This is a genomic window from Cedecea sp. VD22 (assembly GCF_037150195.1).
In the GTDB taxonomy this organism is placed as follows: Bacteria; Pseudomonadota; Gammaproteobacteria; order Enterobacterales; family Enterobacteriaceae; genus Cedecea.
The window spans coordinates 151,902-175,657 of record NZ_JBBCPX010000008.1; the positions used below are offsets into that span (position 1 = coordinate 151,902).

Sequence of the window (23,756 nt, forward strand, 5' to 3'; positions counted from 1 at the left end):
ATGGCTCGTTGATATTAGCCGCGTAACAAATCGGCCTTCGCCAGACGAGCATCTTCTGCCTGGCAAACGGCGGCAGTAAAGATAACGTCGGTAGAAGAGTTCAACGCGGTTTCGCAGGAATCCTGCAATACGCCGATGATAAAGCCGACCGCCACCACCTGCATGGCAATCTCGTTCGGTATGCCAAACATGCCGCAGGCCAGTGGGATCAGCAGCAGCGAACCGCCCGCCACGCCGGAAGCCCCGCAGGCGCAAAGTGAAGCCACCACGCTCAGCAGCAGCGCGGTCGGTAGATCCACAGGCACGCCCAGCGTATGCACTGCCGCCAGCGTCAGTACCGTAATCGTGATGGCCGCCCCGGCCATATTGATCGTTGCCCCCAGAGGAATCGACACCGAATAAGTATCGCGATCCAGGTTCATCTTCTGGCACATGTTCATGTTAACCGGAATATTCGCCGCCGAGCTGCGGGTAAAGAACGCGGTCACCCCGCTTTCGCGCAGGCAAGCCAGCACCAGCGGATACGGGTTACGGCGAGTGGTCATAAACACCAGCAGCGGGTTGATGATCAGCGCCACGCCAAACATACAGCCCATCAGCACCAGCAGTAGCTGGGCATAGCTCCAGAGCGTGGAGAAACCGGTGGTGGCAAGCGTGGAGGCGACCAGGCCAAAGATCCCAATAGGGGCGAAGCGGATCACCACCTTCACGATAAACGTCACCGCGTCAGACAGGTCGTTCACCAGGTTTTTGGTCGTTTCGTTTCCGTGGCGCAGCGCAAAGCCCAGGCCGACCGCCCACACCAGAATACCGATGTAGTTAGCGTTCAGCAGGGCGTGTATCGGGTTGGCAATCACGCTCATCAGTAAACCGTGAACCACCTCGACAATCCCGGATGGCGGCGTAATGTCCGTGGCGCTGCTGGTCAGATGGAGCGTGGAGGGGAACATAAAGCTAACGACAACGGCGGTCAGCGCGGCGGAGAAGGTGCCCAGTAAATAGAGCACCAGGATAGGGCGAATATTGGTTTTTTGGCCCTGCTGATGATTCGCGATGGAAGCCATCACCAGCGTGAGCACCAGCACCGGCGCCACGGCTTTCAATGCGCCGACGAACAGCGTGCCGAGCAGGCCGGTTGCGATAGCGGCAGGTTTTGAGACCAGCGCGAGCAGAATACCCAGCACCAGGCCAACGAGAATTTGTTTTACGAGGCTGCCGCGGGCAAAGCGCTGCAGTAGTCCAGAAGCTTGCGAACTCATGAATACCTTCCTGTGTTTCAGTGATGTCGTGCTGTGCCGCGTGCGTAGTGCGCTACGTCTGTGCGGTTGTAAGAAAATGTGTTTGCCCGGTGAGTATAAGGAAAAGCGGTGAGGGAAAAAGCATTTCAAGCTGGAATTGCGCTCAGCGTTAGATTTTGCAACTAATTATTAACATGTGCGTCACATATTCAGCAGTTTGATGCGATAGCGGATTGCCAGAATGAAAAAGGGGCATTACGCCCCTTAATTTGTGATGAGAAGCTGGTCTATTTGACCGGCGTCTTTTGGTCGTTACGGTGGTTGACCCACGCATTGATAATCAGCGTTCCCGCCAGAATCCCACCCACTACGCCGAGCGAAACGGCGACAGGAATATGGTAGAAATCAACGATCAGCATCTTGATACCGATAAACACCAGGATCACCGACAGGCCATATTTCAGCATCGAGAAACGCTCTGCCACGCCTGCCAGCAGGAAGTACATGGCGCGCAGGCCGAGGATCGCGAACAGGTTAGATGTCAGCACGATAAACGGGTCGGTGGTGACCGCGAAAATCGCCGGAATGCTATCTACCGCGAAAATCACGTCGCTCAGCTCGACCAGAATCAGCACCAGCAGCAGAGGGGTGGCGTACAGGAGGCCGTTCTGGCGCACGAAGAAGCGCTCGTTCTCAATTTTGTCCGTCATGCGCAGATGACTGCGCAGCCAGCGAACCAGCGGTTTATCGCCGATGCCGCTATCGTCCTCTTTTGCCAGCGCCATTTTCACACCGGTGAAGAGCAGGAAAGCGCCGAACACATACAGCAGCCATTCGAACTGGGTAATCAGCCAGCTGCCGCCGAAGATCATGATGGTCCTGAGGATTATTGCGCCCAGCACGCCGTATACCAGCACACGCCGCTGCAGCGCAGCAGGCACGGCAAAGTAGCTGAACAGCATCAGCCAGACGAAGACGTTATCGACCGCCAGCGCTTTTTCAATCAGATAACCGGTGAGGAAGGCCAGCGCCTGAGTATCGGCGACTTCACGGCCAGCGGTGCCGCTGAGATACCACCAGAAAGCGAGGTTAAACAGCAGGGAAAGTGAAACCCAGACCAGCGACCAGACGGCCGCCTGTTTCATCGACATGGTGTGCGAGCCACGACGGCCCTGAACCAGCAGATCGATCGCCAGCATGATGGCGACCACGACGGCGAAGCTGCCCCAGAGCAGCGGAGTACCGACAGTATGCATAATAAGATTCCTTGAAAACAAAAACGGCCAACATCAGAAGACGCCAGCCGCTTTCGCTTGCAACAGGGATCTCGCCTTCCGGCAAGGTCTCACTTACGACGTTTTCACGTCGCCCGGCAACCGGATGCTTGCGCATCGTAATGACGATTAACCGGCAATGAAGTTACTCCCCTTTGCAGGTAACAAAATATGACAAGCCATGGCTTTGGTCAATATTTGATACCCACTTTATATGAAATACTTTACGCCGTGGCCTGCTGGTTCACGTCGTCCGCCGGGAACTTCACCCCGGTCTGGCGGCGAATCTCGGTCGCCAGTGCCGACGTAATGCGCGATGTTACCAGTCCGGCGTGATTAACCTCATTCTCTTCCACCAGGCGCGCGAACGTCTCCGCTTCGTAAAGCATGGTGTTGATATGCTGCGGGAGGCTCAGATCCTGCGGTTTGCCGCCGCGTGGGATAAACGTCACCCGCTGGCATTCAGCGATTTTTTCGATCACCAGCGATCCGGCTTCGCCCTGAATTTCGCTTGGGATCGTCGAGTCGCTCACTTTGGAATGCAGCAGGGTAACGTCAAAATCACCGTAGTTCAGCTGCACGGTGCCGTGTGCGTCTACGCCGCTGTCCAGCAGGGAAGCCGTGGCGTGAACGGCTTGCGGCTCGCCCCACAATGCCGCCGCTGAGGCCAGCACGTAGAAACCGATGTCCATGATCGAGCCGTTAGAAAATGCCGGATTAAAGGTGTTCGGGTTTTCACCGTCCAGGTAGCGCTGGTAGCGGGAAGAGTACTGGCAGTAGTTGAGCAGCACCTTGCGAATTTTCCCCACCTTCGGCATCGCCTGCTGCAGGGCAATAAAGTTCGGCAGGCTGGCGGTTTTAAACGCCTCGAACAGCACCACCTGATTTTCGCGGGCGCAGGCGATGGCCGCTTCAACTTCGGCCAGATTAGACGCCAGCGGCTTCTCGCAAATAACGTGTTTTTTGTGGCTCAGGAACAGCAGGCTCTGCGGGCCGTGCAGCGAGTTAGGGCTGGCGATATACACCGCGTCGATCGCATCGCTCTGCGCCAGCTCATCCAGCGAAGTAAACAGATGCTCCACCGGGTAATCGTTGGCGAAGCTTTGCGCCTGTTCGAGGCTGCGGGAGTACACCGCAGTCAGCTTATATTTGCCGCTCTCATGGGCGGCATCTACGAACTGGCGGGTGATCCAGTTGGTTCCAATCACAGCGAAACGTATCATAAACGGGGGCGTTCTCCGGAAGTCGATAGTCAATAAATCGGGGCTTTATCAAGCCGCGCCGCTCAGCGCCAGCTGGGTAAGCCAAAGTCGTGTATCGAATTCTAACTGGTGATACTGCGGTTCCATATGACAGCACAAGGAGTAAAAAGCTTTGTTGTGATCCTTCTCCTTAAGATGCGCCAGTTCGTGAACCACAATCATGCGTAAAAAAGCTTCAGGGGCGGAGCGAAATACGGTCGCCACGCGAATTTCCGCCTTAGCTTTTAATTTGTTGCCCTGCACGCGGGAAATCGCGGTATGCAGCCCCAGCGCGTTGTTCAGCACGTGGATCTTGTTGTCATAGGCGACTTTATTTATCGGGGGCGCATTGCGCAGAAACTGGCTTTTCAACTCCTGAGTGTAAGCATAAAGCGCTTTATCGGTCGCGATGTTGTGCCCCTGCGGGTAGCGTTTTTCCAGCACCGCGCCGAGGCGCTGCTCGCTAATCAGGGTGCGCACCTGCGAGAGCAAATGCTCCGGATAGCCGCTTAAATAAATCAGTTCACTCATGCTTGTCTCAGGTTGAAGGAAAAAAAGGTATACTCTCGCCCCCGCTATGGGGATATCACCAAACTTTACCATCCAGGAGGGCCGATGAGCCAATTAGACAACGGTTTTCGTTCACTGACGCTGAAGCGTTTTCCGGAAACGGACGACGTAAACCCGCTGCAGGCGTGGGAAGCGGCAGATGACTACCTGTTGCAGCAGGTAGACGAACTTGAGCCAGTCGGCCCCGTTCTTGTTTTTAACGACACGTTCGGCGCGCTGGCCTGCGTGCTGGCTGAACACAAGCCTTACAGCATTGGCGACTCATACTTAAGCGAGCTGGCCACGCGTGAAAACCTGCGCGAGAACGACATCCCGGAAAACAGCGTCACCTTCCTCGACAGCACCGCGGCTTACCCGCAGGCGCCGGGGCTGGTGCTGATTAAAATTCCTAAGACGCTGGCCCTGCTTGAGCAGCAGCTGCGTGCGCTGCGCAAAGTCGTAACGCCGGAAACCCGCATTATTGCGGGTGCGAAAGCGCGGGACATTCACAACTCCACGCTGGAGCTGTTTGAAAAAATTTTAGGGCCAACCACGACCACGCTGGCGTGGAAAAAAGCGCGTCTGATTAACCCGACCTTCACCCAACCAGAGCTGGCAGATGTGCCGGAAACGCTGAGCTGGAAGCTGGAGGGCACCGAGTGGACGATTCACAACCACGCCAACGTCTTCTCCCGCACCGGGCTGGATATCGGCGCGCGTTTCTTCCTCGAAAGTTTGCCGTCGGACCTGGAAGGCGAGATTGTCGATCTGGGCTGCGGTAACGGCGTGATTGGCCTGACGCTGCTGGAGAAAAACCCGCTGGCGCAGGTGGTGTTTGTGGATGAATCGCCGATGGCGGTGGCTTCCGCGCGCCTGAACGTTGAAACCAACCTGCCGGGCGATATCGACCGCTGTGAGTTTATGATCAACAACGCGCTGTCCGGCGTGGAGCCTTTCCGCTTTAACGCCGTACTGTGCAACCCGCCGTTCCACCAGCAGCATGCCCTGACGGATCAGATCGCGTGGGAAATGTTCCACCATGCTCGCCGCTGTCTGAAAATCAACGGCGAGCTGTACATTGTGGCCAACCGCCACCTCGACTACTTCCGCAAGCTGAAGAAGATCTTCGGCAACTGCACCACGGTGGCAACGAACAACAAGTTCGTGGTGCTGAAAGCGGTGAAGTTAGGTCGTCGCCGCTAAATCTCCAGCGCTAAACGGGTGCCCTGCGCAATTGCGCGCCGGGCATCCAGCTCCATTGCCACATCGGCCCCGCCAATTAAATGCACGGCTTTACCCATCGCCTGTAAAGGCTCAGCCAGCTCGCGGCGCGGATTCTGCCCGGCACAAATAATCACGTTATCCACTTCCAACAGCTGTGGCTCCCCGCCGACGGTGATATGCAGCCCGGCATCGTCAATACGCTCGTAGCTCACGCCAGCCATCATTTTCACGCCTCGCGCGGCAAGCGTAGTGCGGTGGATCCAGCCCGTCGTTTTGCCCAGGCCTTCGCCCGGTTTGCTGGTTTTACGCTGCAGCAGGAAGATACTGCGCGGGCTTTTGTGCAGATGAGGCCCTTCCGGGCGCAGGCCGCCTGACGTTTGCAGGCTGGTATCAATCCCCCATTCCACGCAGAACTCAGCGATGCTCTGGCTGGTGGATGCCCCTTCCTGGCTAAGGTACATCGAAGTATCAAACCCGATGCCGCCCGCACCAATCACCGCCACGCGTTTGCCCACAGGGGCTTTGTCGCGCAGCACATCGACATAGCTCAGCACCTTCGAATGCCCGATGCCGTCAATTTCCGGCAGGCGCGGCTCAATCCCGCAGGCCAGAATAACTTCGTCATAGTCGGACAGCATCTCCGGGGTAACGTACTGATTCAGGCGAACGTCCACGCCGGTGAGGGCCAGCTTTCGGCGGTAGTAGCGTAGCGTTTCGAAGAACTCCTCTTTGCCGGGGATCTGTTTGGCGATGTTAAACTGCCCGCCAATCTCCGCCGCAGCGTCAAACAGCGTGACGCTATGGCCGCGCCCGGCGGCGTTGACCGCAAAGGCCAGTCCGGCGGGGCCAGCACCTACCACCGCAAGACGCTTCGGTTGTGAAACAGGCACAACCGGCATTTTGGTTTCATGGCAGGCGCGCGGGTTGACGAGGCAAGAGGTGACTTTACCCACGAAAATCTGATCCAGGCAGGCCTGATTGCAGCCGATGCAGGTATTGATTTCATCGGCGCGATTCGCAGCGGCCTTAGAAACAAACTCGGCGTCAGCCAGGAAAGGGCGCGCCATCGACACCATATCTGCATCGCCGTCGGCCAGGATCTGCTCGGCGGTTTCCGGGGTGTTGATTCGGTTGGTGGTCACCAGCGGCAGCGCGACATGGCCTCTCAGTTTTTTGGTTACCCAGCTAAAAGCGCCGCGTGGCACGGAGGTCGCGATGGTAGGAATACGGGCTTCGTGCCAGCCGATGCCTGTATTAATCAGCGTCGCACCCGCTTTTTCTATCGCTTTGGCAAGGGTGACGGCCTGCTCAAAGTTGCCGCCGCCTTCGACGAGGTCGAGCAGCGACAGGCGGTAAATAATAATAAATTCTTTGCCAACGCGTTCTCTCACAGTACGCACGACTTCAACGGCAAAACGCATTCTGCGTTCGTAGTCTCCGCCCCATTCATCGTCGCGCTGGTTGGTGCGGGCGGCCAAAAACTGGTTAATCAGGTAGCCTTCCGAGCCCATGATCTCCACGCCGTCATACCCGGCTTCACGCGCCAGGCTGGCGCAGTGGGCAAAGTCCTCAATCAGCGCTAAAACTTCTTCGTGGCTCAGCTCATGGGGTTTAAACGGGTTGATCGGCGCCTGAATGGCCGACGGAGCGACCAGCTTAGACTGGTAGCTGTAGCGCCCGGTGTGCAGGATCTGCAGGGCAATCTTGCCGCCTTCGCGGTGCACCGCCCCGGTCACAATCTGGTGATGCGCCAGCTGGCTTTTGTCGTTCAGCACCGCGCCGTGGGCAACGGTCACCCCGGAGGCCGACGGGGCGATCCCGCCGGTGACAATCAGCGCCACGCCGTGCCGGGCGCGCTCGGCATAGAAGGCGGCAAGGCGCTCAGCGCCGTCCGGCAGCTCTTCCAGCCCGGTGTGCATCGAGCCCATCAGCACGCGGTTTTTCAAAGTGGTGAAGCCAAGATCCAGCGGGGCAAGCAGCGACGAGTAGCTCATAATAAATCCCAATTTGTAACATTATTGTTATGTGGTCGGATGAGTTCTAATTTAGCCGTCGCAGGGCAAAAGGGAAAAGGGGAGTGCGGCGAATGTGATGAGAGTCATATTCCCGCCTCCCCGAAAGCAAAATCAGGCGCGAGCCTCCTTCAGCAGATTCTGAATAACCTGCTCCTGCTGCTCGTAATTCCCCTCGCCGAAAGAGACATTGCGCAGCTGTCCGCGAGCGTCGAAGTAATAATGCGCTGGCCAGTACTGGTTTCCGAAGGCATTCCAGATCTGGTAGTTATTGTCGGTGACGACCGGGTACGGCAGCTGCCACTTGGCTACTGCCTTTTTCACCGAATCCAGATCTTTCTCCCACGGGTACTCCGGCGTATGCACGCCAATCACCACCAGGCCCTGATCTTTATACTTGTTGGCCCATTCCCGGACGTGCGGCAGCGCGTGCTGGCAGTTAATGCAATCGAAGGTCCAAAAATCGATCAGCACGACTTTGCCTTTCAGCGCCTCTGGCGTCAGCGGCGGGCTATTGATCCATGCGGTTCCCCCGGAAAGCGGCGGCATTGCGTTGGTGGGCGCGGGATCCACAATAGGCTGCAGCTTAGGCGCTGGCGTGGCGGCGGGGGAGAAGGCCAGCAGGCGCTGCTCCAGCTTCGCGCCGAAACCGTTAGCGTTTTGCAGCACCGCCGTGGTGCCGGAGGCGATAAACGCCACCGTGGCAAGCATAGCTACGCCAGCCGCGCGACGAAGCTGGGCCATCAGTGCCATTTTTTCACGCAGGCGAGCCAGCAGCCGGTGACCGCAGAACCACAGCAGCGCCAGCATCAGCGCGCAACCGCTGCCGTAGGCCGCCAGCAGCAGGCCGGTGGTGACAGCCGAAGAGCCGGACAAGCCGAGGCCGAGAATGGCCCCCAAAATCGGCCCCGCGCAGGGCGACCAAAGCAGCCCCACCGCCAGTCCGGCCAGAAAAGCCGACAGCGTGCCGCGAGCGCGGTAGCTTTGGTTGTTGATGGCATTCCCCATCTGCACCGCCGGGCGCATCAGCCGTTCGGCAAGCGCGGGGAAGATGAGCGTGAGCGCGGCAAGCGCCAGCATCCCCAGCGCTACCCAGCGGCCAGCCAGCGTGGCGCGCACGATCCACTCCCCGGCAGCGCCGACCAGCAAAGCCACGGCGGTGAACATGGCCACCATGCCGGCAAGCAGGGCGATGATTTGGCTTTTTTTGCCGCGAAATGCAGCGAAAAGCAAAGGAATAACGGGCAGCGTACAGGGGCTTAATAAACTGAGCATACCGCCAAGAAAGGCAATCAGAACGGGCATAACACACCTCACGGTTACAGGATGATTTCGGGGTATTTAACCCGCCTGATGTGTTCGTGATGTGTGGGAAAACCGTCCTGATTGTCAGTTTGTTTGTCGGCGACTCGGCGGCATACAGAGCGATACAATCAGGCTACAGGCAGCGTGATGCAGGCCTGCAAACCGCCCTGTGGCCGGTTAGTCAGCGTTAATTTCCCCCCTAACTGGCCGACAAGCTGGGCGGCTATCGCCAGCCCAAGCCCGGTGCCGCCGGTGTCGCGATTTCTGGAACTTTCCACGCGGTAAAAAGGCTGCAACACGGCGTCCAGCTCCTCCTCGGGGATCCCCGGCCCGTTATCGCACACTGCCAGCGCGACCTGGCTGGCTCCCGCCGTCAGGCTGACTTCAGCGGCGGTGCCGAACTTCAGCGCATTATCCAGCAGGTTGGTCAGAATACGGCGCAGCGCCTGGGGGCGGGTCGAAAGCGGGAGTGACACTTCCGGCGCGGCAAACGTCACGGCTTTGCCGACGTCCTGATAATCGCAGGCAATGCTGTCCACAAATGCCCTCAACTCAATCCGCTGGGGAGCCTCTTCCAGACTTTCCGACGACCTTGCATAAGCGATGCCCTCGCGGACGAGATGCGTCATGTTGTCCAGGTCCTGCATTAGTTTGTCGCGCAGTTCCGGCTCGTCGCTCATTTCCAGGCGCAGCTTCATGCGGGTAATCGGCGTCTGTAAGTCATGCGAGATGGAGGCCAGAATTTGCGTGCGTTCTTTCAGGTGCCCCTGGATTCTGGCCTGCATCGCGTTAAACGCTTTGGCCGCGTGTTCCACTTCCAGCGGGCCGCTTTCCTGCATGTCCACGGGGCTTGAGCTGGCGGGTTCCAGCGCTTCAACGGCGCGGGTAAAACGGGTAAACGGCAACACCACCTGGCGCACGGCAAACCATGCGCAAAGCGCCAGCAGGACAAGCTGGATGGCAATCACCACCGGCAGCCAGGTTTCAATCGGCGGCATACGCGGCGTAAGGTCGATGGTCAGCGGCGAGCCGTCGGCCAGCGTCAAATGCGCCTGAATATGGGAGCGCATACCGGGAATGGAGGTGAAATCGAGCTGATAATGCTCGCCCAGCGCCTCTTTCAGAGATGCAATAGCGTCTTTAGAACGTTCGTCGGTGGGTGGTTTGCCCGGTGTCCCTGGCCCAAGAATGTAGTGGTAATTTTCCCGGGCGAGCCGGTCCAGCCAGGCCGGTCGCTCAGCCGCCGGTAGCTTGTCGAGGATCGCGACGCTGGTGGCAACGTTGTTTTGCAGGTTATCCAGCATCACGCTGCGGGCGCTGTTCATTCTCTCGAGCGTGGTTAGCGCCAGGGTCAGGCCGTTAGCCAGAAACAGGCCGACGAGAATGATGAGAAACAGCCGGGAAAGCAGAGTTCGGGGCCAAAGCCTCATTCTCGCGCCTCGACGATCGTCACGGGAACGGAAAGCACATAGCCTTCGCTACGCACGGTTTTGATGTAGGCCGGGGTTCGGGCATCCTCATTTAAGCGCTGGCGGACGCGGCTGACCAGTAAATCGATCGATCGCTCGAATAGCTCTGCATCGCGGCCTTGAGTCAGGTTCAGCAGCTGATCGCGCGTCAAAACGCGCTGCGGGTGATCCAAAAACACGCGCAGCAGGCGATATTCCGCCCCGCTCAGGGCAACGATCGTGCCTTGTAAATCAATCAGATGCCGGGCCGAAGTATCAAGCTGCCACTCGCCAAAAGCGATGATCCTGCCCGCTTCGGTCACCTGCAAATTGGGGGGTAACGCGCGGAAGCGACGAAGGATCGCCTTGATCCGCGCCAGCAGTTCTCGGGCGACAAAAGGTTTTACCACGTAGTCGTCCGCGCCCATTTCGAGGCCGAGGATCCGGTCGCTGTCTTCGTTTCTGGCGGTCAGCATTAAAATAGGCAGATCTTTGTGCTTATCGCTGCGCAGCTGGCGGCAGAGCGTCAGCCCGTCGTCGCCGGGCATCATCACGTCCAGCACCACTAAATCGACGTGCTGCTTATCCAGAACGGAACGCATCTCCTTGCCGTTGGCCGCGCCGCTGGCCCGGTAGCCGGATTTTTCCAGATAGCTAACGATTAGCTCGCGAATATCGCGGTCGTCGTCCACCACGAGAATATGATCGATATGTTCCACCTGGGGCTCCCGGCGCTAAAAGTGAAGGCTAAAACTAGCATAGCCGCCCGGCAGTGAACGGCTATGTTTTTCTTTTTTTACTACAACTTACCGGCATCTACCACTGCCTTCACAAACGCCTCTGGCGCTTCTTGCGGTGGGTTATGGCCGATGTTTCCACTGAAGGTTCGGTGTTCATATTTGCCGGTAAATTTCGCCGCATAGGCCGCCGGTGCAGGATGTGGTGCGCCGTTGTTGTCGCCTTCAATGGTGATGGTTGGCACGGTGATATTCGGCAGCGCAGCCAGTTTTTTCTCATCAGCCGTGTACTTCTGCTCGCCGTTTTCCAGCCCCTGGCGCCAGCGATAGTTGCTCAGGGTAATCGCAACGTGGTCCGGGTTATCCAGTGATTTGGCGCTGGTGTTAAAGGTCTCATCGCTGAACTTCCAGCCCGGCGAAGCCTGCTGCCAGATCAGTCTGGCGAAGTCATGGGTGTTTTTCTCATATCCTGCCGCGCCGCGTGGAGTCGCGAAATAGAACTGATACCACCATTGCAGCTCGGCCTGCGGCGGCAGCGGTTTTTTCCCTGCTTCCTGGCTACTAATCAGATAGCCGCTGACCGACACCAGCGCTTTCACCCGTTCAGGGTGCAGCGCCGCTACGATATCCGCCGTGCGTGCGCCCCAGTCGTAGCCAGCGAAAATGGCCTGTTTGATATGCAACGCATCCATTAGCGCAACGGTATCCTGAGCCAGCGCCGCCGGTTCACCATTACGAGGAGTGGAAGGGGAAAGGAACCGGGTGCTGCCGAAGCCGCGCAGATTTGGCACGATAACCCGGTAGCCCTGCTTTGCCAGCTCAGGCGCTACCGTATCAAAGCTGTTGATGTCGTAGGGCCAGCCGTGCAGCAGAATTACCGGTTGCCCGTCTTTCGGGCCGAGATCGACATAGCCGACGTTCAGCACGCCCGCGTTAATCTGTTTTATTTGTCCGGCATCAAAGCCCGCGGCTTCCGCCTGGCAGGCGAAGACGACCGAGAGAGAAAGAGGGGCAATCAGCGCAGACAGGGTCAGTTTGTTGAACATGATGTTTTCTCCAAAGCCATTAGAAAATGTTCGGTTATCACATCACGAGATTGTAGGCGGTGTGTTTTTCAAACCGCCCTTTTTGCATGGCGGCGTATCTGGCGGGGTCGTGGATACAGTGTGATACAAAGTGTTTTTACCCTCACCCTAGCCCTCTCCCTGGAAGGGAGAGGGGATAAAAAATCACTCACTTAACTAATTCCCCCTCTCCCCTCTGGGGAGAGGGCCGGGGTGAGGGGAAAATTATCCTGCCACTCTCGGTACAAGCCCCGGCGCCTGCCACATCGACGTCGTCAGGCCGCTGTCCACCAACGTTAACTGGTCGGCATACACTTTTTGCCATTTGCGCTTCATCTCGTCGTAAAGCTTGCGGTGCGCCGGATTTGGCGTGAACTCTCGCTGCCACTGCACCAGACGCTCACCTGTGCTGGCTAGCGAATCAAAAAGCCCGGCGCCTACGCCAGCGGCAATCGCGCAGCCCAGCGCCGTGGCCTCTTTGACCACCGGCACGCGCACCGGCAGGCCGGTGACATCGCTCAGGATCTGGCTCCACAGCGCGCCTTTTGAACCCCCTCCGGCGAAGACGAGCGAGTCGAACCTCACGCCAGAAAAGCCGGAAATCTGCTCCAGATTACAGGCGGAGACAATCGCCGCGTTCTCCTCTAGGGCACGGAATAGCGTCGCTTTGTTGCACTTCTCAGGGTCGATGGAAAGGTTAATGAACGACGGTGCGGCGTGGTACCACTGCTTGAAATGCATGGCATCAGAGAAAATGGGCATCACCCCGTGGGAGCCCGCAGGTACCCGGCCCGCCATCTCTTCCATTAGCGCATAGGTATTCACGCCGAGGCGCTCGGCCAGCAGCTTTTCTTCCGCGCAGAAGGCGTCCCGGAACCAGCGCATCGTCAGGCCCGTGAAGAAGCTAATGGACTCCGCCTGCACCATGTTGTGGATGACGTGTGGGTTAATGCGGATGTTCATGTCGGGGTCGGTTTTGATGGCCGGCAGGTTCACCACCTGCTGCCAAAATGTGCCGCCCAGCACCGCCGTCTGCCCAGGCCGGACAATGCCCAGCCCCAGGCAGCCAAGCTGGACGTCGCCGCCGCCCATCACCACCGGCGTGCCTTTTAGCAAGCCGCTTTCTTCAGCCGCCTGTGGGGTTATGCCGCCCAGCACGGTGCCGGTTTCTTTGACCGGGGAAAGTATGTCGGCGCGCAGCCCGGCCATATCCAGCAGGGCAGGCCGCCAGTCGCGGGTCGATAGATCCAACATCCCGGTCGTACCGGCGTTAGAGGGGTCAACCGCCAGCTCACCGGAGAGTTTGGCTGCCAGCCAGTCGCTGATCATCGTGATGGTGGCGGCTTTGCGGTAGATATCCGGGCGATGGTGTGCCAGCCAAAGCAGGCGGGGCATGGCGCTCAGCGCCAGCGTCTGGCCTGAAACCTGGTACACCTCGGATTCAAACTGGAAGTCGTGGATCTCTTTCAGCTCGCTGACTTCGCGGCTGGCGCGAGCATCCACGTTTGCGCAGGCCCAGATTGGCTCGCCGTGGCGATCGTACAGCACAATCCCTTCCCGCATAGAGCAACAGGCAACGGCACTTATCGCCGAAGAGGAGAGGTTAGCGTTGTGCAGGGCCTCGCGGATGCAGCGGCAGGCCAGCTGCCAGTTAACGGCGAGATCGAACTCCATCGATCCCGGCACATCTGTCACGCTCAAGTGCTTCCATTCGGCCTGGCCAACGGCTATTTGCTGGCCAGAAGTATCGAAGATCACGGCGCGGATACTGCCCGTTCCGGCGTCCAGTGCAAGTAGATAACTCATTCACAGACCTCTTCCGTCGCTCGTTCAATAAATAAACTCTTATCTATCGCGGGCGATTTGACCGATCTATTTGGATATTTTGTGATCGCTGCACGGTTGCGATGGGCGATCCCTGACTAAGTTTTTGAACACTATCTCTTATTCACTGATGGATCCGGGAGAGAACTTGATGGCAGATCTGGATGATATTAAAGATGGAAAAGACTTCGGTATTGGCCAGCCGCAGGAGAACCGGGCGTTTTACCTGAAGGGAAGCGGGGCGCTGGACTGGGGCATGCAGTCGCGGCTGGCGAGGATTTTTAACCCCAGCACCGGGCGCACCGTGATGTTGGCTTTCGATCACGGCTATTTTCAGGGGCCGACAACCGGCCTGGAGCGTATTGACCTCTCTATTGCGCCGCTGTTCCCTGAAACCGACGTGCTGATGTGTACCCGCGGCATTCTGCGCAGCGTGGTCCCGCCTGCCACCAACAAACCTGTTGTGCTGCGCGCCTCCGGCGGCAATTCGATCCTCAGCGAACTCTCGCGCGAAAGCGTCGCCGTGACGATGGAGGATGCATTACGCCTCAACGCCTGTGCGGTGGCCGCGCAAATTTATATCGGCAGCGAGTATGAGCATCAGTCGATCAACAACATCATCAAGCTGGTGGACGAGGGAACGCGCTACGGCATTCCTACGCTGGCGGTTACCGGCGTGGGCAAAGAAATGGCCCGTGACGCGCGTTACTTCTCGCTGTCTAGCCGCATTGCCGCCGAGCTTGGGGCGCAGTTTGTAAAAACCTACTTCGTTGAGGACGGTTTTGAGAAAGTCGCCGCCAGCTGCCCAGTGCCGATCGTTATCGCCGGAGGTAAAAAACTGCCCGAGCAGGAGGCGCTGGAGATGTGCTTTAAGGCGATAGACCAGGGCGCATCCGGTGTGGATATGGGGCGCAACATCTTCCAGTCTGAAGCACCCCTGGCGATGCTGCAGGCGGTGAAGAAGGTGGTGCACGAGAAAGCATCTGCCCGCGAGGCCTATCAGTTCTGGCTTGAAGCGAAGCATCAGGGAGGTAAGGCATGAACGTCACGCTAGTGGAGATCAACATTAAGCCAGAGCGGGTCGACGAGTTTCTGGACGTGTTTCGGGCGAATCATGAAGGCGCCATCAAAGAGCCCGGTAATTTACGCTTTGATGTGCTGCAGGACCCGGAGGTTTCAACGCGATTTTATATCTACGAGGCCTATCAGGATGAGGCCGCGGTGCTGGCGCACAAGAAGACCCCGCACTATCTCGCCTGCGTTGAGAAGCTGGATGAGATGATGTCTGAGCCGCGTAAGAAGCAGAGTTTTATTGGGCTGCTGCCGTAGGGAATGCCCCCTCACCCTGGCCCTCTCCCCATGGGGGAGAGGGAATAAAACAAAGGAAGTGGGTTGAATAGGAAAAACCCCCTCACCCTGTCAGGGAGAGGGGCACTCAGCTTTCCTGCGCCTCTGCCGTCTCATCCTGCGTCATTCTCAGCCTGTAAAGCGCGCGCTTCGCGCACTCAAGCACATGCTCGCACTGCTCAATGGTCAGCGTTAGCGGCGGTTCGACCCGAATGGTTTTGGCATTATTCAGCGTCCCGGCCACCAGCACCTGCTGGCGGAACATCTGGCTGGCAAACTCGTAGCCGATGTCGTTGTCGCGGAACTCAATCGCCATTAACAGCCCCTGGCCTCGTGCCTCAACAACCAGATCGGGGAACTCACGGGCCAGCGCCCGGAAGCCATCCAGCAGCAGTTGCCCTTTCTGAGCCGCCTGAGCAGGCAGATTCTCTTCCAGCAGGTAGTGAATAGTCGCCAGCGCCGCAGCGCAGGCCAGCGGGTTGCCGCCAAACGTGGTGGTGTGCAGGAACGGGTTATCAAACAGTACGGAAAACACCTCTTCTGTCGCAACCGTGGCACCAATCGGCATCACGCCGCCGCCCAACGCTTTGGCAAGGCAGAGAATGTCCGGCTGCACGTTTTCGTGTTCGCAGGCAAACATCCTGCCGGTGCGGCCCATCCCGGTTTGCACTTCATCCAGAATCAGCAGCACGCCGTACTCGTCGCAAAGTTGACGCACCGCAGGCAAATAGCCTGGCGGCGGCAGAATCACCCCGCCTTCGCCCTGGATGGGTTCCAGGATCAGCGCGGCTACATCATCACCGGTTTTACGACATTCGCTGAACTGCGTGCGTAATGCCTCGATATTGCCAAAGGGCACGTGGCGGAATCCCGGCAGCAGCGGCATAAATGGTTTGCGGAAAGTGGATTTCGCCGTGGCCGAAAGTGCGCCCAGAGACTTGCCGTGGAACGCGCCGCTGGTAGCAATAAAGGTAAATTTCCCTCGTGGCGACTGGTACGCTTTGGCCAGTTTTATTGCGGCTTCCACGGACTCAGTACCGCTGTTGCTAAAGAAGCTGTATTTGAGTTTACCCGGAGTCAGTGTGGCAAGCGTTTTAGCGAGCATCGCCCTCAGAGGGTCGAGCAGTTCCTGGCTGTGCAGGGGCTGCTTTTCAAGTTGATGCTGGACGGCGGAAACAACGACTGGATTACGGTGCCCCACGTTAAAGATGCCGAACCCACCCAGGCAATCGATATACTCTTTGCCCTGGGTGTCGACAAGCGTATTCAGGCTGCTCGCTTGCCACTCTACGGCTCCGTAATCCCCGCCGGCGGTAACGGACTTGCGGTACTCAAGAAAACCCGGATTAACGTGCTGCTGGAAGCTATCAACCACCTCCCGGTTTAGCGCCTTCATCTCCTCATGGCTAAGTGACTTCTTTTCAATAATGTTCAGTGCGTGCGCCGTACAGGCAAGGGCCGAGGCGCTGGAAGGTAACCTGTTCAAAATGTGCTCCTGGGTGTGGCGTATCACGCGATACACAAAATAAGTATTGCAGGGATTGCGCCAGGTAGCGCGCCGTAAGTGAAATCGGGATAAACGCCCGCAGGAGTACATCTGTGCAATAATTAATCACAATAGATGACATTTTGCGTGTTTTAATGCTGAGGGCCGATTGAGTGAGCATGACCTTGCTGAGAAGAGATTCGCACCATTTTGGGGCGACATGTTTCCGTATGGCGCAAAAAGGAAAATAAAGATCGGGCTTATTATTGTTTAGCATTTCTTAATGGTTAATAGAGGCTTATTTATTCTGAAATACCGTATAACAATAAATGTCCTTATTCGTAAAGTTTTTAATATGGATTGGCTGTTTAGGATTTGTTTAAGTTATGATTCGGCGTGAAAATTAACCCGCGATATTCGTTATCATCAGGTGGTGGATATTAACTTGACCCGTTAAACACAAGGTGTGCATAGCGTGACTATCAATATAAAGGACATCGACAGCTCTTTATCAGAGCTAAATATTGCCATCCGCGATCATTATAACTGGGCAAATAAGTGCCTGCGCCTCAGCCTGCTGGGCGGTGAACCCGATAAAGAAATCAACGATCTGCATTCCCATCAGCATTGTCGTTTCAGCCGCTGGCTGGGGCAGCGTTTGCAGGGGGGGAGTCTGGACCGGGAGTTGATTCTGCTGATTGATAAGCACCACACCGATATGCACGCTGCCGCCCGGGTACTCATGTTATCTATTATCGGCAAACAGGTTAGTGAAAAATTGCTGAATCATTACAATGAAGCGCAGCAAAATTTTATTTCCAGTATCGACCAGTATAAAGAATACCTTTTTTCCTACCGCAATTTGTACGACGCGTTAACCGGCCTGCCGCTACGCCATTTAATGTATCAGGAATTTCCGCTGATACGCTCTCGCTGCGAGCGTGCGGAGCGCAACCTTTATTTGCTGATCATGGATATTGACCGTTTTAAAACGATCAATGACACCTGGGGACACAACGCCGGAGATGATGTGTTGCGCAGCGTCGCATCCATTCTTAAAGGGGCTACGCGTAACGAAGAGCGCATTTATCGCTTTGGCGGCGAGGAGTTTATTATGCTGCTGGAAGCGACCAGTCGTGAGCAGGCAGAGCGGGCCGGGCAGCGCATTTGCCAGCACTTAGCCAGCCAGCCCATCAGCGTGGATGACCAGGCAATCCGCGTGACGGTAACCGGGGGGCTAACCCTCGTCAGTGCGAATGACTCCCTGCACAGCGCCATTGGTCGGGCAGACAAAGCCATGTATTACGGCAAAAACACGGGCCGCAATCGCTGTATTCTGGCTTTGTCTGACGAAGAAATGGTCACGCTGGAATAATGCGTTACGCGTTCGCCATCCTGTGTTCCCCGTTTACCAGCGCAGCACGATCGAAGGTGCGCTCAATCACCCCGTTGGCCATAAACGCCGCCCGGTCGGACATATGCGCAATCACGTCGGCATCGTGGCTGACCAGCAGATAGGTCATGCCGTGCTGCTGCTTCAGACGATTGAGCAGGTTGAGGATCTCCGCCTGGACCGACATATCCAGCGCGGAAGTGGGTTCGTCGAGCAGCAGAATTTTGGGGCGAAGCAGCAGCGCACGGGCAATCGCCACGCGCTGGCGCTGGCCGCCGGAAAGCTGGTGCGGGTAGCGTTTTGCCGCCTCGGACGGCAGGCCGACCTGCTCTAATGCTTCCGCCACTCGGGCTTCAATCTCGCTTTCACCATGGATTTTCAGCGGCTCGGCCAGCGTGCGCCAAATCGTGTGGTTGGGGTGCAGCGAGGCATACGGATCCTGAAACACCATCTGCACTTCGCGACGCAGCGCGCCCTGGAAGCGTTTCCCTGCCGCAATGCGGTTGCCCATCAGCTCCACAACTCCCTTCCAGTCACGCTGTAGCCCGGCCAGCACGCGCAGGATGGTAGATTTCCCGCAGCCGGAAGCGCCAATCAAGCTAAATGTCTCGCCCTGTTCAAGAGAGAAACTGGCTCCGGCGACGGCGGTTTTGATCCCGCCTTTGGCGGCGAACTGCACGCTTAGATTATCAACCTTAACGATCGCCATAGGTTTCTCCTGGCTGGAATTCGATGCGGTTCAGCGTCGGTAGCATCTGCCCGTAGGTGTCGGCATTTGGACGGCAGGTCCAGAGCGTGCGCGTGTAAGGATGCGTGGCCTGCGGCAGCTCGCTTGCCGCCATTTCATCGACTTTTTGGCCCTGGTACATCACCAGCACACGGTGGCAGTGTTCCGCTACCAGCGGCAGATCGTGGCTGATCAACAGCAGCGCCATTTGCCGCTGTTCGCACTGGGCTACCAGCAGCTCAAGGATTTGGTTGCGCAGGCGGGCGTCGAGCGCCGACGTAGGTTCGTCCGCGATCAGCACTTTGGGATTATTGGCGAGCGCAATGGCGATCATCACGCGCTGGCCCATGCCGCCGGACAGTTCGCCGGGGTAACGCATCAGAACCGCATCCGGCAAACCAACGGATTGCACCAGTTCGCGGCAGCGATCGCGGCGTTCGGCAGTGGACAGCTTCTGGTGCAATCGTAGCGCTTCGTCAATTTGCTGCTGCACGCTTTTGACCGGGTTCAGCGCATAGCGCGGGTCCTGCAGCACCATGGCGATGTCACTGCCGCGCAGCTGGTTCCAGCGCCGGGCATTCATGTCGAGCAGGTCGTGCCCCATCACGCTGAGCTGCTCTGCACTCACTTTGCCTGGTTTACGCACCAGCCCCATCAGCGCGCGAGCCGTCATGGATTTGCCTGAGCCGGATTCGCCGACCAGCGCCAGGCGTTCATTGCCCAGCGTGAAGGAGAGGTTGCTGACTACCCGGGTGCCGGGATAGTCGATATTCAGCCCGGAAACGGTAATTCTGTTAGTCATGTTGCGGCTCCAGCACGTCGCGCAGGCCATCGCCCAGCAGGTTAAACGCCAGGCTGCTCAGCAGAATGGCGGTGCCCGGAATGGCGGCAATCCACCATTGGTCGAAAATGACCTGCATTCCGTCGGCAATCATCGCGCCCCATTCGGACATCGGCGGGCGGGCGCCTAAGCCGAGGAAACCCAGACCGGCGGCGGCAAGAATAATCCCGGCCAGATCCAGCGCCAGGCGCACAATGGCGGAAGGCAGACACAGCGGCAGAATATGGCCGACCAGCAGCCGCAAGCCTTTGATGCCCATCATTTCTGCGGCCGCAAGATAATCGCTATGGCGCAGGCGCTGTATTTCACTTCTTGCCTGGCGGGCATAGGCGGGCCAGGTGGTCAACGCCAGCGCCAGCGCGCCGTTAACCAGTCCTGGGCCGAGCATTGCCACAAAGGCAAAGGCCAAAATCAGGCGGGGCATCGACATGACTACATCGGTAAAGCGCATCAAGATACGCTCCAGCCAGCCGCCGTAATAGCCGGACAGAATGCCAATCAGCAGCCCAACCGGCAGGGTAATAATGGTCACCAGCAGCACCAGGCCCAGCGCCGGGCGAGTGCCGTAGAGCAGGCGAGAAAGCAGGTCGCGGCCATAGCTGTCGGTGCCCAGCAGATGTTGGGCGTTGGGCGCCTGCAGGCGCGCGGCGGCATCCTGCCAGTTGGGATCGAACGGAGCCAGCCACGGCGCAAACAGCGCGATAAGCACCAGCCCGGCAATGATAATCAGCCCGCTAAGGGCCGCCGGGGAGCGCAGCATGCGTCGCAGAAAAAGAGAAGACGGCATCAGCGGATCCTCGGGTCGGTGGCGCGCACCAGTATGTCGGTCAGGTTATTGATCAGCACAAATGACACGCCGATCAGCAGCGTGCCGCCCATGATGGCGGTGGTATCCCCGGCAAACAGCGCGGTGGTGAGATAGCGGCCAATACCCGGCCAGGAGAAGACGGTTTCCGTCAGCACCGCACCTTCGAGCATGCTGGTGTAAGCCAGAGCGATCACGGTGAACAGCGTGCCGCGAATGTTGGGCAACACATGGCGCAGCAGAATCGCCATGTCGCCTGCGCCCTTCGCGCGGGCGAGCGTAATGTACTCTTTGTTCATTTCGCTCAGGCAGGCCGTGCGGGTCAGGCGGGTGATGCTGGCGAGAGAATAATAGGCCAGCAGCAATACCGGCAGAATCAGGTGGTTAATGGCGTTGAGAAACGCGCCTTTATCGCCGGAAAGCCAGGTATCGATCAGCACGAAGCCGGTTTTGGCCTCGACGCTGTACTGGTAAATATCGTCGAGCCGCCCAGGCCCGGCGCTCCACTGCAGACGAGCATAGAAGAGTGCCAGCATCAGCAGACCCAGCCAGAAAATAGGCACGGAGTTGCCCAGCAGGGTAAAAGTGCGCACCACGAGATCCAGCGGTGAACCGGCGAACCGGGCGCAAAGCACACCAAAAAGTACGCCAAGTACGCTGCCGACGATAAGCGCCAGGGTGGCGAGTTCCAGGGTGGCGGGGAACGCTGAAAGCAAATCATGCAGCACCGGCTGGCCGGTTGAGCTGGCTATGCCTAAATCGCCGTGGGCGAGATTGACCAGATAATGCCAGAACTGCACGGGCAGCGACTGGTCCAGCCCCAACTGGTGGCGAACCTGATCGTAAGTGGACTGGCTGGCGTGGTCGCCGACGATTTGCAGCACTCTGTCCACCGGGGACAGCGCAGACAACGCGAAGGTAATCAGCAGCAGGCCAATCAGGGTCAGAGCAAGGGTAAATATTCCCTGAAGCAGGGTGAGCAGCGGACGCCGCAGGCGCTGCGACGAAGGCGAGACTTCGGACATGGGTAACTCTTTTATGCGCTAATGGTGATTAACCCCCCGACCGGCCTCTTTCACGATGGAAAGGGCGGGGCGAGGGGCCGTTCAGTTATTTCGTGACGTTATCGTAATACACCATATCCGCATTCAGGCCCTGCTGGTAGCCTTTGATGTTATCTCGCACCACAACCTGAGTTTTACCCTGGTCAATAAACACGTACGGGGAGCTACGCTGCAGCTCTTCCTGCAGTTTGGTATAGAGATCTTTGCGCTTGGCCGGATCGGCCTCTGCTACGGCAGCCAGCGTTTGTTTATTCAGCTCCGGGATCTGCCAACCGTTCAGCCCGGCCACGGTGCTGGCTTTGCCGTCGTTATAGGCGAAGGCGCTGGCGTTGGAGTGGGCGTCGAAGTAATCCGGGATCCACAGGCGAATGGCGGCCTGGTGCTGTTTCGCGCGTACGCGGGCATACACCTGGCTACCGGCGGCTGGCAGCAGATCAACCTTCACGCCGCCCTGGGCAAAGCTTGCCTGCATGGACTGAGCGATGGTGATAAACGGCGGTTTATTTTCCACATCCAGCGAGAAGTGCGCGTCTTTGATGCCCGCTTTCGCCAGAATTTCTTTCGCTTTCGCCGGGTCAAATTTGAACGGAGTATTTTCCAGCGCGCCCGCGAAGCCGACCGGCAGGAAGCTCTGGTGGACGAAGTACTGGCCTTTCAGCAGATCTTTAGTAATGCCCTGGTAATCCACCAGGTAGCGGGCCGCTTCCCACAGCGCCGGATTTTTCAGCAGCGGGTTGGCGTTGTTGCCGACGTTAAACACTAAATAGTTCTGCTCGGCTGAAGGAATGCTCAGCACCTTCACGCCTGGCTTACCTTCCAGCGCGCTGGTCTGGTCAGACCCCAAATCACGGGCGATATCGGCGTCACCCTGCTGAATCAGCAGGCGGCGAGCGGCCGGATCGGGCACGTTTTTAATAATAATGTTCTTCACTTTTGGCGCATCGCCCGGAGAAGTCGGGTTGGCATCCAGCACGATAGCCTGATGCGGCTGATAAACGCGCATTTTGAACGGGCCGCTGCCGGCAGAGTGCATTTTCAGCCATTCGTTGCCGAAGTCACCGGCCTTCACGTTTGGCTCAACCGCTTTTTCATCCACGATAGATGCGATAGGCGTGGAAAGAATATTCAGCGCAACCGCCGGGCTGACGTCCGCGGTCCAGTGCACTTCCAGCGTGTGGTCATCCACTTTCTTCAACTGGCTGGCAATGTTGTCAGGCTGCCAGCCCAGTACGTTCAGGATAAAGGCCGGGGATTTGTTCAGCGTGACCGCGCGGGTGTAGGAGAAGATCACGTCTTCCGGGCGCAGCGGGTTGCCGGAGGCAAATTTAGCGTCCGGGCGCAGCTTGATGGTCAGTTTCTTATTGGCCGCATCGCCTTGCCAGCTGGCCGCCAGAATCGGCACGACTTTGGCCGGGTCCGTGCGGTCTGCCTGCACCAGGCGCTGATAAAGGCTCGGCACGGTCTGAATACTTGAGAGTTCGTTGGCCTCAGCCGGATCAAGGCTGACGATGTCGTCCAGCCCTTGAGCTACCACCAGGGTATCCGGCGGCGTGGCAGCGTGGGAAGCCGCAGACAGCGCAGCCAGCAGCAGTAATGGCAGAACTTTTTTTTGCATGTGTGTACCCTGTAATTGTGTTTTTTATCGACTTTTCTCTGTGTATTTACGTTAGGTGAGTTATCTCAATTCACAAAGTCAAAATTGCGCTTTGCATATAAATATACGATATATCAAATGCGATAAAGTGCTGAGAACCTGACGGCCACTTGCTGTAAGGGAGCGTCAATATCGACGATGATGAAGGTTCGGTTAAGCTTCCGTTCACCGTACCTGTTTTCTCCCTCGCCCCTTTGGGGAGAGGGCCGGGGTGAGGGGCGTGGAGTAATGCCACCTGAGACATTCACATGTCCGGTAGCGGAAGATAAAACTGAACGGACCCCGATCCGCCCCAGCACAATCGCTTGTGTTTGTGACGAAGAGGCGAAACAGAAAAAAGGCCAAAAAAAGCCCCCACGCGCTGGTGAGGGCTTCTCTATTCATCCCCTATCCCGCTGTACGGTCCGGGGACATCGTGAACACTTGTTCGGGGACATGGTAGACACTTACAACTAAGGCATAAGAACCCGTTTATGGAGCCGCTTATGCCGTGGGATGCGAGAGATACCATGTCATTACGTTC

At 57.7% G+C, this 23,756-nt stretch carries 20 protein-coding genes; 4 read left to right on the top strand and 16 right to left on the bottom strand.

Going from position 1 to position 23,756, the window contains the following annotated elements; translation table 11 throughout:
• Positions 1–14: 14 nt before the first annotated feature.
• From sstT to WFK85_RS15685, 4 genes are all read right to left on the bottom strand, one after another.
• A complete protein-coding gene (gene sstT, locus WFK85_RS15670; RefSeq protein WP_166993365.1) occupies positions 15–1,259 on the bottom strand; it encodes a serine/threonine transporter SstT in 1,245 nt (414 codons plus the stop codon).
• A 266-nt stretch (positions 1,260–1,525) separates the two neighbouring features.
• Entirely contained in the window at positions 1,526–2,494 is a 969-nt protein-coding gene (locus tag WFK85_RS15675) for a TerC/Alx family metal homeostasis membrane protein (RefSeq protein ID WP_166993367.1), read from the bottom strand.
• A 242-nt stretch (positions 2,495–2,736) separates the two neighbouring features.
• Positions 2,737–3,735, bottom strand: a complete 999-nt coding sequence (locus tag WFK85_RS15680) for a Gfo/Idh/MocA family protein (RefSeq protein ID WP_336708858.1) — start codon at positions 3,733–3,735, stop codon at positions 2,737–2,739.
• Between the two features lie 48 nt (positions 3,736–3,783).
• A complete protein-coding gene (locus WFK85_RS15685; RefSeq protein WP_008460485.1) occupies positions 3,784–4,284 on the bottom strand; it encodes a M48 metallopeptidase family protein in 501 nt (166 codons plus the stop codon).
• Positions 4,285–4,368: 84 nt separating this feature from the next.
• On the opposite strand from WFK85_RS15685, the gene rlmG reads away from it, so the two are divergent.
• Positions 4,369–5,505 (top strand): 23S rRNA (guanine(1835)-N(2))-methyltransferase RlmG, encoded by a 1,137-nt coding sequence (gene rlmG / locus WFK85_RS15690; protein WP_008460487.1) that lies wholly within the window; start codon positions 4,369–4,371, stop codon positions 5,503–5,505.
• On the opposite strand, the gene WFK85_RS15695 is transcribed toward rlmG, so the two are convergent.
• The 6 genes from WFK85_RS15695 to lsrK form a co-directional block, all read right to left on the bottom strand.
• Complete coding sequence (locus WFK85_RS15695) at positions 5,502–7,520, bottom strand: NADPH-dependent 2,4-dienoyl-CoA reductase (protein ID WP_336708861.1); 2,019 nt, start codon at positions 7,518–7,520, stop codon at positions 5,502–5,504. The two genes, rlmG and WFK85_RS15695, sit on opposite strands and share 4 nt — an antisense overlap.
• A 132-nt stretch (positions 7,521–7,652) precedes the next feature.
• The gene (locus WFK85_RS15700) at positions 7,653–8,843 is read right to left on the bottom strand and encodes a cytochrome c biogenesis protein DipZ (RefSeq protein ID WP_336708863.1); all 1,191 of its coding nucleotides are present in this window, start codon (positions 8,841–8,843) and stop codon (positions 7,653–7,655) included.
• 128 nt (positions 8,844–8,971) lie between these two features.
• Positions 8,972–10,273, bottom strand: coding sequence for a sensor histidine kinase (locus tag WFK85_RS15705; RefSeq protein WP_336708865.1), 1,302 nt, complete (start codon positions 10,271–10,273; stop codon positions 8,972–8,974).
• Positions 10,270–11,010 (bottom strand): response regulator, encoded by a 741-nt coding sequence (locus WFK85_RS15710; protein WP_008460492.1) that lies wholly within the window; start codon positions 11,008–11,010, stop codon positions 10,270–10,272. The genes WFK85_RS15705 and WFK85_RS15710 overlap by 4 nt, the downstream gene beginning before the upstream one ends.
• 80 nt (positions 11,011–11,090) lie before the next feature.
• Positions 11,091–12,074: an alpha/beta fold hydrolase gene (locus WFK85_RS15715; protein ID WP_336708867.1), complete on the bottom strand. Its 984-nt coding sequence runs from the start codon at positions 12,072–12,074 to the stop codon at positions 11,091–11,093.
• Between the two features lie 243 nt (positions 12,075–12,317).
• Positions 12,318–13,898 (bottom strand): autoinducer-2 kinase, encoded by a 1,581-nt coding sequence (gene lsrK / locus WFK85_RS15720; RefSeq protein WP_336708869.1) that lies wholly within the window; start codon positions 13,896–13,898, stop codon positions 12,318–12,320.
• Positions 13,899–14,067: 169 nt separating this feature from the next.
• Here lsrK and lsrF point away from each other — a divergent pair, with 169 nt between their 5' ends.
• A complete protein-coding gene (gene lsrF, locus WFK85_RS15725) occupies positions 14,068–14,958 on the top strand; it encodes a 3-hydroxy-5-phosphonooxypentane-2,4-dione thiolase (protein WP_336708870.1) in 891 nt (296 codons plus the stop codon).
• Positions 14,955–15,245 carry a (4S)-4-hydroxy-5-phosphonooxypentane-2,3-dione isomerase gene (gene lsrG / locus WFK85_RS15730; RefSeq protein WP_008460496.1) on the top strand — a complete coding sequence of 97 codons (291 nt, stop codon included), beginning with the start codon at positions 14,955–14,957 and terminating at the stop codon, positions 15,243–15,245. Before lsrF ends, lsrG begins: the two co-directional genes overlap by 4 nt.
• Positions 15,246–15,351: 106 nt before the next feature.
• On the opposite strand, the gene ygjG is transcribed toward lsrG, so the two are convergent.
• Positions 15,352–16,749 carry a putrescine aminotransferase gene (gene ygjG, locus WFK85_RS15735; RefSeq protein WP_336708872.1) on the bottom strand — a complete coding sequence of 466 codons (1,398 nt, stop codon included), beginning with the start codon at positions 16,747–16,749 and terminating at the stop codon, positions 15,352–15,354.
• A 475-nt stretch (positions 16,750–17,224) separates the two neighbouring features.
• On the opposite strand from ygjG, the gene WFK85_RS15740 reads away from it, so the two are divergent.
• Positions 17,225–18,124 (top strand): diguanylate cyclase, encoded by a 900-nt coding sequence (locus tag WFK85_RS15740; protein WP_336708874.1) that lies wholly within the window; start codon positions 17,225–17,227, stop codon positions 18,122–18,124.
• Between the two features lie 4 nt (positions 18,125–18,128).
• Here the strand turns inward: WFK85_RS15740 and WFK85_RS15745 are convergent, their stop codons facing one another.
• The 5 genes from WFK85_RS15745 to WFK85_RS15765 form a co-directional block, all read right to left on the bottom strand.
• A complete protein-coding gene (locus WFK85_RS15745; protein ID WP_166993386.1) occupies positions 18,129–18,851 on the bottom strand; it encodes an ATP-binding cassette domain-containing protein in 723 nt (240 codons plus the stop codon).
• On the bottom strand, positions 18,838–19,671 hold the full coding sequence (locus WFK85_RS15750) for an ATP-binding cassette domain-containing protein (protein ID WP_166993388.1): 834 nt from the start codon (positions 19,669–19,671) through the stop codon (positions 18,838–18,840). Before WFK85_RS15750 ends, WFK85_RS15745 begins: the two co-directional genes overlap by 14 nt.
• Entirely contained in the window at positions 19,664–20,497 is an 834-nt protein-coding gene (locus tag WFK85_RS15755) for an ABC transporter permease (RefSeq protein ID WP_166877127.1), read from the bottom strand. The genes WFK85_RS15750 and WFK85_RS15755 overlap by 8 nt, the downstream gene beginning before the upstream one ends.
• On the bottom strand, positions 20,497–21,540 hold the full coding sequence (locus tag WFK85_RS15760; RefSeq protein WP_039289883.1) for an ABC transporter permease: 1,044 nt from the start codon (positions 21,538–21,540) through the stop codon (positions 20,497–20,499). The genes WFK85_RS15755 and WFK85_RS15760 overlap by 1 nt, the downstream gene beginning before the upstream one ends.
• An 85-nt stretch (positions 21,541–21,625) precedes the next feature.
• Positions 21,626–23,194, bottom strand: coding sequence for an ABC transporter substrate-binding protein (locus tag WFK85_RS15765; protein WP_039299945.1), 1,569 nt, complete (start codon positions 23,192–23,194; stop codon positions 21,626–21,628).
• Positions 23,195–23,756: the final 562 nt, after the last annotated feature.

What these genes read in the sequence shown, in the direction of transcription:
- sstT (WP_166993365.1), bottom strand. Translation starts at nt 1,259, where the DNA reads ATGAGTTCGCAAGCTTCTGGACTACTGCAGCGCTTTGCCCGCGGCAGC.
- WFK85_RS15675 (WP_166993367.1), bottom strand. Translation starts at nt 2,494, where the DNA reads ATGCATACTGTCGGTACTCCGCTGCTCTGGGGCAGCTTCGCCGTCGTG.
- WFK85_RS15680 (WP_336708858.1), bottom strand. Translation starts at nt 3,735, where the DNA reads ATGATACGTTTCGCTGTGATTGGAACCAACTGGATCACCCGCCAGTTC.
- WFK85_RS15685 (WP_008460485.1), bottom strand. Translation starts at nt 4,284, where the DNA reads ATGAGTGAACTGATTTATTTAAGCGGCTATCCGGAGCATTTGCTCTCG.
- rlmG (WP_008460487.1), top strand. Translation starts at nt 4,369, where the DNA reads ATGAGCCAATTAGACAACGGTTTTCGTTCACTGACGCTGAAGCGTTTT.
- WFK85_RS15695 (WP_336708861.1), bottom strand. Translation starts at nt 7,520, where the DNA reads ATGAGCTACTCGTCGCTGCTTGCCCCGCTGGATCTTGGCTTCACCACT.
- WFK85_RS15700 (WP_336708863.1), bottom strand. Translation starts at nt 8,843, where the DNA reads ATGCCCGTTCTGATTGCCTTTCTTGGCGGTATGCTCAGTTTATTAAGC.
- WFK85_RS15705 (WP_336708865.1), bottom strand. Translation starts at nt 10,273, where the DNA reads ATGAGGCTTTGGCCCCGAACTCTGCTTTCCCGGCTGTTTCTCATCATT.
- WFK85_RS15715 (WP_336708867.1), bottom strand. Translation starts at nt 12,074, where the DNA reads ATGTTCAACAAACTGACCCTGTCTGCGCTGATTGCCCCTCTTTCTCTC.
- lsrK (WP_336708869.1), bottom strand. Translation starts at nt 13,898, where the DNA reads ATGAGTTATCTACTTGCACTGGACGCCGGAACGGGCAGTATCCGCGCC.
- lsrF (WP_336708870.1), top strand. Translation starts at nt 14,068, where the DNA reads ATGGCAGATCTGGATGATATTAAAGATGGAAAAGACTTCGGTATTGGC.
- lsrG (WP_008460496.1), top strand. Translation starts at nt 14,955, where the DNA reads ATGAACGTCACGCTAGTGGAGATCAACATTAAGCCAGAGCGGGTCGAC.
- WFK85_RS15745 (WP_166993386.1), bottom strand. Translation starts at nt 18,851, where the DNA reads ATGGCGATCGTTAAGGTTGATAATCTAAGCGTGCAGTTCGCCGCCAAA.
- WFK85_RS15750 (WP_166993388.1), bottom strand. Translation starts at nt 19,671, where the DNA reads ATGACTAACAGAATTACCGTTTCCGGGCTGAATATCGACTATCCCGGC.
- WFK85_RS15755 (WP_166877127.1), bottom strand. Translation starts at nt 20,497, where the DNA reads ATGCCGTCTTCTCTTTTTCTGCGACGCATGCTGCGCTCCCCGGCGGCC.
- WFK85_RS15760 (WP_039289883.1), bottom strand. Translation starts at nt 21,540, where the DNA reads ATGTCCGAAGTCTCGCCTTCGTCGCAGCGCCTGCGGCGTCCGCTGCTC.
- WFK85_RS15765 (WP_039299945.1), bottom strand. Translation starts at nt 23,194, where the DNA reads ATGCAAAAAAAAGTTCTGCCATTACTGCTGCTGGCTGCGCTGTCTGCG.